We start from the raw sequence: 14,158 nt of genomic DNA on the forward strand, positions 1-14,158 counted from the left end.
CGCCGCCGCGTCAGATCGCGCTCTCCGCGAGCCGCGCCTCGATCACGAACGCGAACGCCTTGAGCGCGTCGCGCTCGGTGACCTCACCGCCGGTCTGCGCCCTCCGCAGCGCGGCGCGGAAGCCGAGGTAGCGGCGCCCGTCGAGGCCGAGCAGCGCCGGCACCGCCGCCGGGTCGCGCGGCGCGTCGGTCGCGCCCGCGAGCTCCGCCGCCTTGGCGAGGATCCCCGCGACGAGCGCCCCGCAGCGCTCGAGCGCCACGGCGTACCGCTCGGCGGCGATCGCCGCCTCGACCTCCGCGACCGCCTCGCGCTCGGCGGTCGGCCACAGCGCGACGAACGAGAGGCCCGGCTGGGCGAGGTGCCTCGTCGCCGCGGACGGCCCGTCCGCGCGGGCCGTCGCCGGGGCCTCCGCCGACGCGGCGAGCCTCCGGGCGGCGAGCCGCAGCGACGACGGGATCCCGCGGCTCACCGGATCCCTGACGCCGGCGCTGCGCGGCGCGGCGCCGGCGCTCGGCGGGGCGGCCGCGCCGGGGGCGGCCTCGCCCTCGCTCGGGTCGCCGATCGTCGAGTTCGGGGGCATCGTCGACCACGGCCTGCTGGGCGGAGCGAGCCGCGAGATCACCGCGTCGAGCGGCGCCGACGGCGGCGGCGACGCGTCGCGCAGGGCGGTGACGAGCCCGCCCTCGATCGCGTCGAACCCGCCGAGCCCGCTCCCCATCGCGTCGGGCAGGCGGCTCTCGAAGGCGCGCAGCACCGTGGCGCTGATCTCCTCGAGCCCCTCGTAGAGCCCGAGCCCCGTCTTCGCCGAGGTGGCCAGCGAGGCGGCGCGGAACGGGTTCAACATCGCGTCGAGCTCCTCCAGGGGGAGGAGGTCCGGCAGATCGCGCTTGTTGTGCTGGAAGACGAGCGGGACATGCTGCAGCTCCCGCCCCTGCTCGGCCAGGTTCTCGCGCAGGTTCTCGAGGCTCTCCACGTTCGCGTCGGCGCGGACGGCCTGCGAGTCGCTGACGAACACGATGCCGTCGGCGCCCGTGAGCACCAGCTTCCGGGTCGCGTTGAAGTAGACCTGCCCGGGCACCGTGAAGAGCTGGAGCCGCACGTTCATCCCGCGCAGCTGCGGGAGCCGGACCGGCAGGAAGTCGAAGTAGAGCGTCCGGTCGACCGGCGTCGCGAGCGAGACGAGCTTGCCGCGGTACTCGGGCTTCGCCGTGGCGTGCAGGTACTCCAGGGTGGTCGTCTTGCCGCCCAGGCCGGGCCCGTAATAGACGATCTTGAAGACCAGCTCGCGCGACAGTGGGTTCACCGACGCCATGGGCGGCGGCGACGATACACGAAAAGGGGATCGGGGGCGCCGGGGCGTGCGCGGGCGCGCGTCAGGGCGGCCCTGGCCGGGCCCCGGCTGGCCGGCCGGCGCGGCCCCGCGTCATCGGACCCCGACGAGCGGCTCGAGCTTGTCCTTCTGGCCGATCTGCAGCATGAGCGCGACCTGGCCCCGCTGCGCCTGGAAGTAGTCGAGCCGCAGCCGGTGCGTCCCCTCGGCGAGCCGCGCCTCGCCGTCCGCGGTCTTCGCGCTGTGGACCCCGTCGTTGGCGAGCGCGCGCTTGTCGTCGATGTAGAGGATGGCGCCGTCGTCCGAGGTGAGCCGGAGCTGGTACAGGCCCTCCTCGGGCACCTTGAACTCGCCCTCGAAGCGGATCGCGAACCACTCGTTCTGCGCGAGCGCGCCCGGGAAGCCGCCGGAGAAGTCCTGCGACTTCACCTCGAACTTGTCGGTGTACAGGACCGCGAACGGCACGAGCCCGTCGAAGCTCGGGAGCTTCTGGCTCTTCTCGGGGATCACGTACGCGAGCCCCCGGAAGGCGCCGCCCTCGCCGTTGCCGAACGCGATCGGGGCGGTGATGCGCGGGGCGCCCTGCGTGGGCAGGCGCCACTTCGCGGTCTTGCGGCGCGCCGGCTCCGGATCGGGCTTGGCCGGCTTGCGCGACCGGGAGGCCGTCTTGGCGGGGGGAGGGGGGGGCGGCGGCGACGTCTCTGCCGGCTTGCTGCCGCTCTGGATGGTGACATGGCAGCCGCAGAGGAGGGACGCGGCGAGCACGCACGAGGCGATGCGCGATGAGGTTCGGACCATGACGTCTCCTGAGAGGGAACGGACGGTCGCGCCCGCCCCCACGTGAATGCGACGATGGCGCTTAGACGTTCGGGCAGGGCGCGGCAATCAGCGTCACGCGTCGTCAGGGGCGCCCGGCGCGGGCGACCCCGCGGGCTGCGGTCGCGGGGCCCGGAGCGCTCCCCGCGGCGGCCCCCCGGGCGCGTCGCGCTCCTCGCGCCCTGGCGCCTCGAGCCGCGAGAGCCCGTCGATCGACGCCGCGGCGCGCCAGAGCGGCGAGCGCTGGGCGAGCCCGAGCGCGGCGAGGCAGGCGAGCACGCCGGCGAGCGCGCCGGCGTTCATCACGCCCTCGAGCCTCCGCCGCGCCGGGCCCGCGTAGCTCAGCCCGAGCAGCGCGCCGCTGACCAGGCCCCCGATGTGCGCCGCGTTGTTGATGCGGATGCCCGTGTTCGACGCGTTCACGACGAAGCCGAAGAGGACGATGTAGAACACGGCCTGGAGCGCGAGGTCCTTCCAGCGCGGGTCGCGGCGGCGGAGCAGCCAGCCGAGCAGGAGCCCCATCACGCCGAACACCGCGCCGCTCGCGCCCGCCGTGCACACGACCTCGGGCTGCACGAAGACGTTCCAGGCTGCGCTCGCGGCGAAGCCGACCAGGCCCGTGAGCACGTAGGCGATCGCGAACCGCGCCGAGCCGACGGCGGGCTCCGCGGCGCGGGCGAGCATGACGAGCGTCATCATGTTCATGCCGAAGTGGAGGACGCCCATGTGGACGAACACCGCGGAGAGCAGGCGGAACGGCTCGAACGGGGCGCCGGGCTCGATGAGGAGCGCGCCGAAGCGGACGTAGTTCGACCTGTCCCACGCCGAGAGCAGGCCGAGATCCCGGGAATGCGCGGCGACGAGCTGCCCGACGAACACGAACGACGTGAGCGCGCCGAGGATCTTGGTCGCCAGCAGGCCCCGCCCGTCGAGGAGCCCCCGCGCCGGCGGGGCGTGGACGGCGGGCGCGAGCAGCGGCGCGCCGCAGCGGATGCAGCGGCTGAAGTCGCTGCCGTTGAGGGCGCCGCAGCGCGCGCAGTGGAGCGAGCGCCGCCGCTCGCCGGACGGCCCCGCCGTCACAGGCCGGTCCCGACCCGCCGCCCGACCCGGAGGCGTGCGCGAGACCTGAACGTTGTATCGAGGGTCACGAGGGCTCCTTTCACGGCGGACGCTCCGCGCCGAGGCCGGCACGGTCGGGCGCGCCGTGCCGAGGCCGGCACAATGTGGAGTCTTCGGGCCGTAAGGTCCACGCCTTTGGGCCGTTGTCGAGGTGTGAATGCGGCACCCCTCCCGCGCTCGGCCCCCGCCGCCGCGTGGCGCCCGCGCGGCGGCGCGGGGAGCCGGCCCGGCGGCGCGCCCGCGCTCCTCCTCGGGCGGGGGGCGCTCCGTCCCGCCGCGGGCGCAAGGTGGACACCGGTGCGGACCGCTCCACGTCCGGGTATCGTCGCCGTCGTGACCGCGGCGGCAGCAGCGAGGCCCGATCTCGAGGCGGAGCGCCTGCAGTGCGAGCGCGCGGCGCAGGGCGATCGCGCCGCGCTCGGCCAGCTGCTCCGCAAGTACGGCCCCTCGCTCTACCGCGCGGTGCTGCTGCCCCGCCTCGGCTCCGACGCGGCCGCGCAGGACGCTCTGGCCGAGACGTACGCGCGCGTGGTCGAGCGGTTCTCCCAGTTCCAGTGGCAGAGCTGCGGCATCTACCCGTGGCTCCGCGTGATCGCGCTGCGCATCGCGCTCGACATGCTCCGCGCGCGCCGCCGCGAGGCGCTCTTCGAGCCGGAGGATCTGCAGCGCGAGATCGACGCCGCCGAGACGGATCTCACCGCCCGCGGCGAGGTCGAGCTCTGCGAGAAGCGCGACCTCGCCGACGCGCGGGCGCGGGTCGAGGACGCGCTCGGGCGCCTCAACCCGCGCTACGCCGAGGCGATCCGGCTCCGGGTGCTCGAGGAGCGGCCCCGCGACGAGGTGGCCCTCGCGCTCGGCGTCAGCGTGGCGACGTTCGACGTCGTCCTGCACCGCGCCATGACCGCGCTGAAGAAGGCGCTCGCCGCGGGGGTTGCCGCGCCGCGCGCGGAGCTCAAGGAAGGGGTGCGATGAAGCCGCGGCTGCCCTCGGATCCGCGCCCCCCGCCGAGCGGAGACGGGCCCGCCGAGCGCCGCGGCGGCCCGGATCGCGGCCGTCGGCTCGCGCTCGTCGCGCCCGAGGCGGCGCCGCGCGCGCCCGAGGCGGAGCCGCTCGCGCCCGAGGCGGAGCCGCTCGCGCCCGCGTCCGAGGACGAGCTGCGCGCCGCGCGCGATCTCGCGGAGGCGCTCGATCGCGGCGAGGTCCCGCTCGCGGCGGCCCTCCGGGCCGCGGCCCGGCCCGTCGGGCTCGACCGGGCGGACCACGAGGCGCTGCTCGCGCGCGCGCTCGGCGACGAGGGCGCGCCGCCGACCAAGGCCGAGCTGCGCGCCGCGGAGCGCCTGCGCGAGGCGCTCGATCCAGGCGCCGCCGGCGGCGCCGGCATCGAGCGGGGCGGCAGCTCCCGCGAGCTCGCCTCGCCCGGCGAGCAAGACGAGCTCGCGGAGCTCGCCGTCGCGCTCCGGGCCGCGTGGCGCCCGGCGCCCCTCGCGGAGCTCCGGAACCGCGTGCTCGTCGAGGCAGCCCTCCGCGCCGCGCCCGCGCCCGCGCCTCGCGCCCGGCGCATCGCGCCGGTCACGATGGCGGCGCTCTCGACCCTCGCCGCGGCGGCTGCCGCCGCGGCGCTGATCTTCGGCCAGCTCCGGGAAGAGCGCGCCTCGGTGGCGCGCGCGCCCGGGGCGGCGGCCGCGCCGGTCGGGGCGGCCGCGCCTCGGCTCCCGCTCATCGAGGCGCGATCGACCGCCGCGCTCTTCGATCCGGCCGCGCCGTTCCCGAGGGAGGGCGGCCAGACCGAGCGGATCGATCGCATCGCCGCCGCGCGCGCGTCGGATCTGCGCCAGAACCGCTATGCGGCGTGGGGGGTGCGCTGATGCGGAGCGCGCGCCTTGCCGCCGCCTGCCTGGGGCTCCTCACGGCGGCGCACCTCGGGTGCGCCCGAGACGACGACCCGGCGCGTGCCGGCGCGGCCCCGGGCGATCCGGCGTGCGCGTGCGCCCCGGCGCAGATCGTCGATCCCACGCTCCTCGCCTTCCTCTCCAGGGCGCGCGCGGCGCACCACGCCGCCGACGTGTCGCTCGGCGCGGGCGATCGCGCCGCCGCGATCCGCGCCCTCGAGGGGATCATCGCCGCGCCGCGGCCGCCCGGCGCGCCGCCGGAGGTCGCCGAGGTGACCGCGGACACCTACGCCCGGCTGGCGGAGCTCCGGAGCGAGGCCGGCGACTTCGACGGCGCGGCGCGCGACGTCGACGCGGGCCTCAAGCTGGCGCCGGCGCCCTCTCATTACGAGGGCCACCTCTACGAGGTCGCGGGCGTGGTCGAGGAGCGCCGCGCGAAGGCGCTCGACGAGAAGGGGGAGCGCGAGGCGGCGGCGCAGGCCCGCGCGCGGGCGGTCGGCCTGCTGGAGCGGGCGATCTCGATCCAGGATCACGTTATCACCGAGGCCCTGAAGGGCGCCCAGGAAAACCCGCGCTGAAGCGCGCGACCGCCGTGGTCTCCAATTGCGACGGGCGAGCGTTCCTCGTTAGACTCGACCGGAGGGGGCCGCTGCCCGACGCGATGACGCTCCGTGTACCAAGGCCGAAACCCGGGTACGATGTCAAATCGCTCCCGCTGAAACCCGCGGACGCGTTCCTCCTGTCGCGGATCGACGGCGTCCTGACCGATCGGGATCTGTCCCTGATCACGGGCATGTCGCACGGCGACACCGTCGATGCGCTGCGCCGCCTGCGCGATTTCGGCGCGATCCTCCTGGACGGCGAGTCGGGCCCGCCTCCGCAGCGGGGCGCGGCCGACGGTGCGCGGCGCGGGGTGGACACGGAGCGGCCGATGGCGTCCGGAGGCGAGCCGTTCCCGCTCGGCCGCGACGCGCTCCAGCAGGCGGACTCCCCGCCGCTCTACGATCCTGCCGAGCTCGACGAGCCGGTCGAGCTCGCCCCGGAGCGGAAGCGGCGGATCCTCGACCTCTACTATCGGCTCGAGGATCTCAGCCATTACGCGCTGCTCGGCGTCGCGGATCAGGCGGACAAGAAGCAGATCAAGAGCGCCTATTACCAGCTCGCGCCGGAGTTCCATCCGGACACCTACTTCCGCAAGCAGCTCGGCTCGTACAAGCAGAAGATCGAGGCCATCTTCACGCGCATCACGCTGGCGCACGACACGCTGACGTCGAAGCAGCGGCGCGCCGAGTACGACGCGTACCTCGAGCAGACCCACAAGAACCGGGCGATGGCGGCGCTGATCGAGCAGACGCCCCGCGACATCGCCACGATCACCACCGCCGTCGACGCCTCGGTGCGCGCCGCGTTCGCCGAACCGCGCGACCTGGTCGGATCGCCCGGGCGTTACTCCTCCGAGCGCACCCCCGCGGAGCAGGCCCCCGCCGCGGCGTTCGCCCGGGCAGCGGCGCCGGCGCAGCCGTCCCCCGAGGCGATCGCGCCGGACCGCGCGGGCGCGCCGGCGCGGAGCGCGGCGGCGATCGCGCCGGACCCCGGGGGCGCGCCGGCGCGGAGCGCGGCGGCGACCACGCCCGTCGCGCCCGCGCCCAGCGCGAAGGATCGGCGCGAGATGTTCGCGCGCAAGCTCACCGGGGGCCTGCGGCGCGGTCCGGCGGGCGCGCCCGCCGCGGCGTCTGCGGCGGCGGCCTCGGCGCCCGCCGCGGCGGTGGCCACGGCGCCTGCCGCGGGGGCGGTGTCGAGGCCCCCGGGCGGCGTCCGCTCGCCCGAGTCGATGCGGGCCGTCGATGCGCTCAAGGCGCGCTACGATTCCGCCCGGAACGAGGCCGTCCGCAACCAGATCGCGCGGTACTCCGAGGCGGCCCGGGCCGCGCTCGAGCGGAACGACTACGCGAGCGCGGCCAACGCGTACCGGATCGCCGCGTCGCTCGCGCCAGAGGACGCCGCGCTCCAGAAGGCGTCGGCCGACGTCCAGCGCCTCGCGGCGGTGACGCTGGCCGACGGTTACCTCAAGCAGGCCCAGTACGAGGCACAGAACGGGCGCTGGGTCGAGGCGGCGCTGAGCTATGCGAAGGTGTGCAACGGTCGCCCCGACGACGCCAGCGCGCACGAGCGGGTCGCCTATGCGACGCTCCAGGCCGGGGAGAACACGCGGCGGGCGGTGGAGTTCGCGCGGCGGGCGGTGGAGCTCGTGCCCTCGTCGGTGGAATACCGGCTGACGCTCGCGCTCTCGTACGCGGCCGCCGGGCTCGCGAAGAGCGCGAACGGCGAGTTCGACCGGGCTGCCGAGCTCGCGGGGAACGACGCCAGGCTGCGGGGCCTCATCGCCCAGACGCGCGACCAGGCCAAGAGGTACGGGAAGCAAGTCTAGCGCCGCCGGGCGCCGCCGGGCTGGGTCGGGCCGGCGGCGGCGCCTTTCCGAAGCGGGCCGCGCACGATTGGCCCGCTCGGCTCCGCGAAACGGTCTAGCATCGTGACCTCGGCGGCCGTTCGGGCCGAAGATCACAAGCCGAAGATCACAAGAGGAGCAGCGGCATCGATGGAGCGTGTCATCGGCATTGACCTTGGCACCACGAACTCGTGCGTTGCCATCGTCGAGGAGGGCGTCCCGACCGTCATCCCGAATCGCGGTGGGTACAAGACGACGCCGTCCATGGTCGCGATCACCGAGGCCGGCAAGCGGCTCTGCGGGCACATCGCGAAGCGGCAGGCGATCACCAACGCCGAGAACACGGTCTACGCCGCGAAGCGGCTGATCGGCCGGAAGTGGTCGTCCCCGCAGGTGAAGAACGCGATCCTGACAGCCTCGTACAAGATCGTCGAGGGCCCGCACGGCGACGTCCGCATCCAGCTGCGCGACAAGACGTACTCGGTCCCCGAGATCAGCGCGATGGTCCTCCAGGAGATGAAGCTGTTCGCCGAGGACTACCTCAACGAGCCGGTCTCGAAGGCGGTGATCACCGTCCCCGCCTACTTCAACGACAACCAGCGGCAGGCGACGAAGGACGCGGGTCAGATCGCGGGGCTCGACGTCATCCGCATCGTCAACGAGCCGACGGCGGCGGCGCTCGCGTACGGGTTCGGCAAGAACGTCGAGAAGACGATCGCCGTCTTCGACCTCGGCGGCGGCACGTTCGACATCTCCGTGCTCGAGATCGGCGCGGGCGGGGTCTTCAAGGTCATCGCCACCGCGGGCGACACGTTCCTCGGCGGCGAGGATTTCGACGCGCGGGTCATCGACTGGCTGGTGCAGGGCTTCAAGGAGCAGCACGACGTCGACCTGCGGCAGGACAGGATGGCGCTCCAGCGGCTCAAGGACGCGGCCGAGAAGGCGAAGTGCGAGCTGTCCAGCGTGCTCGAGACCGAGATCAACCTGCCGTTCATCATCTCGAGCGCGCGGAACGAGGCGCTCCACCTCCAGCGCACGCTCTCGCGGGCCACGCTCCAGGAGCTGTGCGAGGACCTCGTCGAGCGGTGCATCGAGATCTGCAGCCAGACGCTCGAGGACGCGCGGCTCGATCGCGACGAGATCGAGGACGTCGTGCTCGTCGGCGGCATGACGCGCATGCCGCGGGTGCAGGAGGCGGTGCGCGACTTCTTCGAGCGCGAGCCGTGCAAGGGGGTGCACCCCGACGAGGTGGTCGCGCTCGGCGCGGCGGTGCAGGGCGCCGCCCTCGTGGACGAGACGAAGCAGATGATCCTGCTCGACGTCACGCCGCACGCGCTCGGCATCATGACCTTCGGGTCGAACTTCGAGGAGCTCATCCCGCAGAACACGACCGTCCCCACGAGCCGGTCGAAGATCTTCACGACGAGCCGCGACAACCAGACCGCGGTGAAGATCCTGGTCATGCAGGGCGAGCACCAGAAGGCGACGGACAACGAGCTGCTCGGCGAGTTCATCCTCACGGGCCTGCGCCGCGCCCCGAAGGGCCAGGTCGAGATCGAGGTGACGTTCGAGATCAACAGCGACGGCATCGTCTCCGTGAGCGCGAAGGATCTCGAGACCGGCCAGCAGCAGTCGATCCAGGTCACCGCGTCGAGCGGCCTCACGAAGGAGGAGGTCGGCGAGATGATGGAGGCCGCGAAGGAGTACCTCGTCGACCGCCGCGCGAGCGACCAGTTCGAGGGCGTCCGGCAGGAGGCCGAGAAGCTCATCGCCGAGATCGAGCGGATGTTCCCGCAGGTCGAGCAGATCGTGGCGTCCAGCGACTTCGGCCGCGACGCCATCGGCAAGGCGCGCGGGATCGTCGAGCGCTCGCGCCAGGCCATCGGCCGGCGCGACGCGGCCGCGGTCAAGGAGCAGATGGAGGCGCTCTCGCGCACCCACCGGATGTTCAAGGGTGTCGTAGCCAGGCCACAGGGGTGAACGGTGGCCGCGATGAGGGATGACGATGCGGTCGGTGCCGCCTGACTCCAAGACCCTGGACTCCTCCTGGGGGCACGATGAGGTGGACGAGCTCGAGGACACCCAGCCGGTCGCCTCGGAGGAGATCCTCGCGCTCACCGCGCTCGCGCGCGGGGAGCCGGGCTCGTCCCGCCTGGGGGCGACCCCGCCCTCCGGCTCGCCCCTTCCGCCGGACTCCGAGGGCAAGATCACCCTTCCGCCGCCGATCCCCGTCAGCGAGTACGTGGCAAAGATGATGACCCGCCGCTCTCATTCGAGCTCCGAGATCACCGCCCAGCGGCCGCGCCCGCCCGAGCCCCCTCCGGAGGAGTACCCGCCGGTGCCGCCGCGCAGGACGATCCCCTGGGAGCCGCCGCCCGGCAGCAGCTTCTCGGGCAGGCACGGCCCGCCCAGCCTCGAGGCCGGGCGGCTCGGGCTGGAGTGCGACGAGCCCGGGGTCCCGTCGCGGCCCGGCGGCCGGATGGGCTTCGGGTCGCTCGAGGGCGACCACGAGCTCGGGCCGGACCTCGACGACGACCTCCTGCGCGAGCCGAGCCAGCCGTACCCGCACAGCTTCGGCGAGATCGACGTCTTCGGCGGCCCTCCGGTCGACGCGCGCGACATCCACCTCCCGCCGAGCGCGCGGGGCCGCGGGTACGGTGCCGACGAGGGCGGCCCGCTGGGCATCGATTTCCGGCTCGATCTCGGCTTCGAGGAGCCGATCCCCGCCGCGGACGAGCAGCCGGTCACGCCGCCGCCCGGCACGCTCCGCTACGGCCTGATCGTGGAGGACGACGAGCCCGCCTTCCGCGGCGGGACGGGCGCGCTCGCCGGCTCCACCTCGTACCGGGTCTCCGGCGACGCGCAGGGCGGGGCGCGCTCGCCGCGCCGGACCGAGACGGATCGTGCGCCGGCGGTGATCGCGCGGATGGACAAGGGGGTTCATTCCCGGGCGACCGAGCCCCAGATGAGCGCCCCCGGGCCGCGGGAGCAGATGCAGCACCGCTTCGATCAGGGCGACTTCGGCGGCGCGCTCGTCCTCGCGGAGGGGCTGCTCGAGGAGAACCCGAAGGACTGGATGGCGCGGCAGTACGCCGACAGCTGCGTCGAGATGCTGCGTCAGATGTATCAGTCGCGCCTGGGCGACGGCTCGCGCGTGCTCCGCCTCGCGGTGCCGCCGGACCAGCTCCGCTCGCTGAACCTCGATCACCGTGCGGGCTTCTTGCTGTCGTGCATCGACGGGTACAGCTCGATCGACGAGATCCTCGACGTGTCGGGCATGCAGACGCTCGAGGCCTTGCGGCTCCTGTACGAGCTCGTGCAGGAGGGGATCGTCTGCGGCGTGTAGGCGCCGGCGTCGCCTGAGGTCCCTGCCTCGCCTCGAACCGCGCCGCGCCGGCCGCCGCGCCCGCCGACGCGCCTTTCCGCGATGACGCTGGCTCGCTAGGGTGCACCGGTGCGTACGGCTCTCCAGGCCGCCGTCGGTCTCCTCCTCGCGCTGCTCGCCGGCCGCACGGGCGCGTCCCTGCTCGCGGCGGTCGCGCTCGGCGCTCCGGCGCAGCCACCGCCGCCCACCGCCGCCGCCGGCGCCGCGGATGCCCACGCGGGCGCCGCGGATGCCGACCGCGCGACGCCGACGCCGGCGCCTCCTGCCGACGCCGAGCTCGCGCCGCGCGCCGATCCGATCGCGAGCTACACGCTGCGCGCGACCCTCGATCCGGCGCAGCACACGATGCGCGGTGAGGGCACGCTGGTCTGGCGGAACGCATCGCGCGAGCCGCAGCGCGAGCTGTTCGTCCACCTCTACCTGAACGGCTTCAAGAACCAGCGCACCGTGTTCCTGAGGTCGGCCATCGGGGGCTTTCGAGGCAACGAAATCCTCAGCGATTACGGGCATATCCAGGTGACGCGGTTCGCGGTCCGCGAGATGGACGGCGCGGACGTCTGGCCCCAGGGGAACCCCACGACGCCCGGCGATCCCGACGACGAGACCGACATCCGCGTGGCGCTGCCGCGGCCCGTCGCTCCGGGCGATGCGATCACGATCGATCTCGCCTGGGACGCGCGCCTGCCGGCGCTCGCGCTCAGGACGGGCCACTACGGGAGCTTTCACATGGTGGGGCAGTGGTTCCCGAAGATCGCGCGCCTCGAGCCCGACGGGACCTGGGCGCACTTCGCCTTCCACCGGCTCTCGGAGTTCTACGCCGATTTCGGGGCCTACGACGTGACCGTCGACGTCCCGGAGGGGTTCGCGGTCGGCGCCACCGGCCGGCTCGTCGAGGAGCAGCGGCGGGACGGCCGCGCGATCCGGAGGTTCGTGCAGGAGGACGTGCACGACTTCGCCTTCGCCGCGTGGGACCGCTTCCGCGAGGTGCGCGCGATGACCGACGAGGGCGTCGCCATCCGGTGCCTCTTCCCCGAGGGGAGCGAGCGCGAGGCGGCGCTCGAGATCGACCTGGCCCGGTTCGGCCTTGCGCACCTCGGCGCCGCGTTCGGCCGCTACCCGTACGGCACGCTCACGATCGTGCACCCGCCGGAGGGCGCCGAGGAGGCCGGCGGGATGGAGTACCCGACGCTGATCACGACCGGCGGCAGCTGGCTCTGGCCCGCGGCGGGCGTGCGCTTCGTCGAGGCGGTCACGATCCACGAGCTCGCGCACCAGTGGTTCTACGGCCTCGTCGCAACGAACGAGCACCGCTACCCGTTCCTCGACGAGGGCCTCACCACCTACGCCGAGGTCGACGCGCTCCGCGCGCGCTACGGCGACAGCTCGGCGGCGCGGCTGCCGGGGCTCGAGATCGACCTCCGGACGCAGTACCGCGCCGACGCGCTCGCGTCGGGCCAGAGCGGCGCCGTCGCGCAGCCGGCGACGAGCTTCGTCGACGGGGCGGACTACGCCGGGCTCGTGTACGGGCGGCCCGCGATCCTCCTCGCGACCCTCGCCGGCGTCTACGGCGAGGACCTCGTCCGACGGGCGGTGGGCCGCTACGCGCGCGGGAACCGGTTCCGTCACCCCGGCCCCGAGGCGCTGCTCGACGCCGTGCGGCGGGAGGTGGGCGACCCGGCGGCCGACGCGCTCCGCGCCGGGCTCTTCGACCGCGCGTGGGTCGACTACACGGTCGCGACGTTCCACTCGTGGCCCGCCGACGCCGCGGAGCCCGCCCCGGGCGAGGGCGGCCACGAGGGCGCGGCCTACCGCGGCCACGCCGTGGTGCGGCGCCGCGGCCCGCTCGCGCTCCCCGTCGACGTCGCCCTGCACGGCGCGGACGGCGTCGTGCAGCGGGTCCTCTGGCAGGCGCACGAGAGCACCGCCAGGATCCCCTACGCCGGCGCCTCGCCGCTCGTCGCCGTGGTGATCGACCCCGATCGCCGGGTGCTGCTCGACGAGGACCTCGCGAACAACGCGCTCCGGGTGGACCCGGACCTCCTCGCGCCCAGCGTGCTCGCGCGCGCGAGCTTCGCCGTGGGGCTCGCGCTCACGCTCCTCGGGCCATGAGCGAGCCGGCGGAGGAGGGCGCGACGGTTCCGGGCGGGGCGGCGGCCGCAGGCGCCGATCCGCCGCTCGCCCGGCCCGCCGCGCGGCGCCCCGCCGCGCACGAGCGGCTCGGCGCGGTCGGGCTCTACTTCGGCTACCGGGCGCTCGCCTCGCTGGTCGTCGCCGCGCCGCTGTCAGTCTTCGCGGCCCAGCTGGTCGGCGACCACCCGCGCGGCGACGCGATCCTGTTCGATCCCGGAGGGCTCATGCTCAGCGAGCTCGTGCGCCTCGGGGCGCCCGCCGCCGGGGCCCTCGCCGCGCAGCTCGGCGCGGGCGCCCTGCTCGCGGCCGCGCTCGGGCTGGTCCCGCTCGCGGTGCTCCTGGTCGCGCTGAGCCAGGCGGGGCCGCTCTCCGCGCAGGCCGTGGGCGGCCGCGCCGCGCGCGCCCTCGGGCCGCTCGCGCTGCTCTGGGGCGTCGCGCTCGCGGCGCAGGTCACGGCCGCCGCGCTCGTCCTGCTCCCCGGGACGAAGCTCTGCGCCGCGCTCTTCTCCGTGCCGCGCAGCCGCGACCTCGCGGCGGCGGCCGTCGCCGCGGTCGCGCTGGCGCACGCCGCGGCGATCGGCCTGGTCCACGACCTCGCGCGGGCCGCCCTCGTCGCCGAGCAGCGGGGGTTCTACACCGCCGTCGCCCGGGGCCTCGACGCGCTGCGCGCCGCGCCGCTCGCGGCCGCCTGGGCCTGCGCTTCCCGGGGCGCGCTCGCCGCCGCGGCGCTGGCCGGCGGGGCGTGGGGCGTGCACCTCGCCGGCGCGGGCACCGGCCCGCGCGTCGCCGCCGCGTTCGCGGCGCAGCTCGCGGCGCTCGCGGCCGCCGCGTACCTGCGCGCCTCCTGGCTCGCGGCCGCCCTCCGGCTGGTCGATCGCTCCGCGCCCGCGCAGGAGCCCGCGCCGCGCTCGGCGGCGGAAGACGCCGAGGTGTGAGCGCGCCGGCTGCGAGCAGATGCCAGCGCGCTCCCTCGGCCTCCGACGATCCGCGCGCAGGAAGGGCCCCCAACAGGAAGGGCCCCAAAGAATTCCTTGACATACGCC

Annotated in this window: 11 protein-coding genes; 8 read left to right on the forward strand and 3 right to left on the reverse strand. The window is 74.9% G+C overall.

Translation table 11 applies throughout. From position 1 onward, the window contains the following. Positions 1 to 10: 10 nt before the first annotated feature. The 3 genes from WMF26_RS14485 to WMF26_RS14495 all read right to left on the reverse strand — a co-directional run bounded on the left by WMF26_RS14485 (position 11) and on the right by WMF26_RS14495 (position 3,226). Entirely contained in the window at positions 11 to 1,312 is a 1,302-nt protein-coding gene (locus tag WMF26_RS14485) for a GTP-binding protein (protein ID WP_438000811.1), read from the reverse strand. A 111-nt stretch (positions 1,313 to 1,423) separates the two neighbouring features. Further along, a complete protein-coding gene (locus WMF26_RS14490; protein ID WP_438000812.1) occupies positions 1,424 to 2,128 on the reverse strand; it encodes a PA14 domain-containing protein in 705 nt (234 codons plus the stop codon). Positions 2,129 to 2,221: 93 nt separating this feature from the next. After that, complete coding sequence (locus tag WMF26_RS14495) at positions 2,222 to 3,226, reverse strand: rhomboid family intramembrane serine protease (protein ID WP_438000813.1); 1,005 nt, start codon at positions 3,224 to 3,226, stop codon at positions 2,222 to 2,224. 336 nt (positions 3,227 to 3,562) lie between these two features. Here WMF26_RS14495 and WMF26_RS14500 point away from each other — a divergent pair, with 336 nt between their 5' ends. The 8 genes from WMF26_RS14500 to WMF26_RS14535 all read left to right on the forward strand — a co-directional run bounded on the left by WMF26_RS14500 (position 3,563) and on the right by WMF26_RS14535 (position 14,050). After that, positions 3,563 to 4,237 carry an RNA polymerase sigma factor gene (locus tag WMF26_RS14500; protein WP_438000814.1) on the forward strand — a complete coding sequence of 225 codons (675 nt, stop codon included), beginning with the start codon at positions 3,563 to 3,565 and terminating at the stop codon, positions 4,235 to 4,237. Beyond that, positions 4,234 to 5,130 carry a hypothetical protein gene (locus tag WMF26_RS14505; RefSeq protein ID WP_438000815.1) on the forward strand — a complete coding sequence of 299 codons (897 nt, stop codon included), beginning with the start codon at positions 4,234 to 4,236 and terminating at the stop codon, positions 5,128 to 5,130. Before WMF26_RS14500 ends, WMF26_RS14505 begins: the two co-directional genes overlap by 4 nt. Beyond that, positions 5,130 to 5,732 (forward strand): hypothetical protein, encoded by a 603-nt coding sequence (locus WMF26_RS14510; RefSeq protein WP_438000816.1) that lies wholly within the window; start codon positions 5,130 to 5,132, stop codon positions 5,730 to 5,732. The genes WMF26_RS14505 and WMF26_RS14510 overlap by 1 nt, the downstream gene beginning before the upstream one ends. 83 nt (positions 5,733 to 5,815) lie before the next feature. Beyond that, positions 5,816 to 7,582 (forward strand): J domain-containing protein, encoded by a 1,767-nt coding sequence (locus WMF26_RS14515; protein WP_438000817.1) that lies wholly within the window; start codon positions 5,816 to 5,818, stop codon positions 7,580 to 7,582. A 168-nt stretch (positions 7,583 to 7,750) separates the two neighbouring features. Beyond that, complete coding sequence (gene dnaK / locus WMF26_RS14520; protein ID WP_012235052.1) at positions 7,751 to 9,580, forward strand: molecular chaperone DnaK; 1,830 nt, start codon at positions 7,751 to 7,753, stop codon at positions 9,578 to 9,580. Between the two features lie 34 nt (positions 9,581 to 9,614). Further along, positions 9,615 to 10,946 (forward strand): hypothetical protein, encoded by a 1,332-nt coding sequence (locus WMF26_RS14525; RefSeq protein WP_438000818.1) that lies wholly within the window; start codon positions 9,615 to 9,617, stop codon positions 10,944 to 10,946. Positions 10,947 to 11,054: 108 nt separating this feature from the next. Beyond that, a complete protein-coding gene (locus WMF26_RS14530) occupies positions 11,055 to 13,094 on the forward strand; it encodes a M1 family metallopeptidase (RefSeq protein ID WP_438000819.1) in 2,040 nt (679 codons plus the stop codon). Beyond that, complete coding sequence (locus tag WMF26_RS14535) at positions 13,091 to 14,050, forward strand: hypothetical protein (RefSeq protein ID WP_438000820.1); 960 nt, start codon at positions 13,091 to 13,093, stop codon at positions 14,048 to 14,050. The genes WMF26_RS14530 and WMF26_RS14535 overlap by 4 nt, the downstream gene beginning before the upstream one ends. Positions 14,051 to 14,158 lie beyond the last annotated feature (108 nt).

The sequence above is a fragment of the Sorangium sp. So ce185 genome, assembly GCF_051526825.1.
GTDB classification, from domain to species: domain Bacteria; phylum Myxococcota_A; class Polyangia; order Polyangiales; family Polyangiaceae; genus Sorangium; species Sorangium cellulosum_D.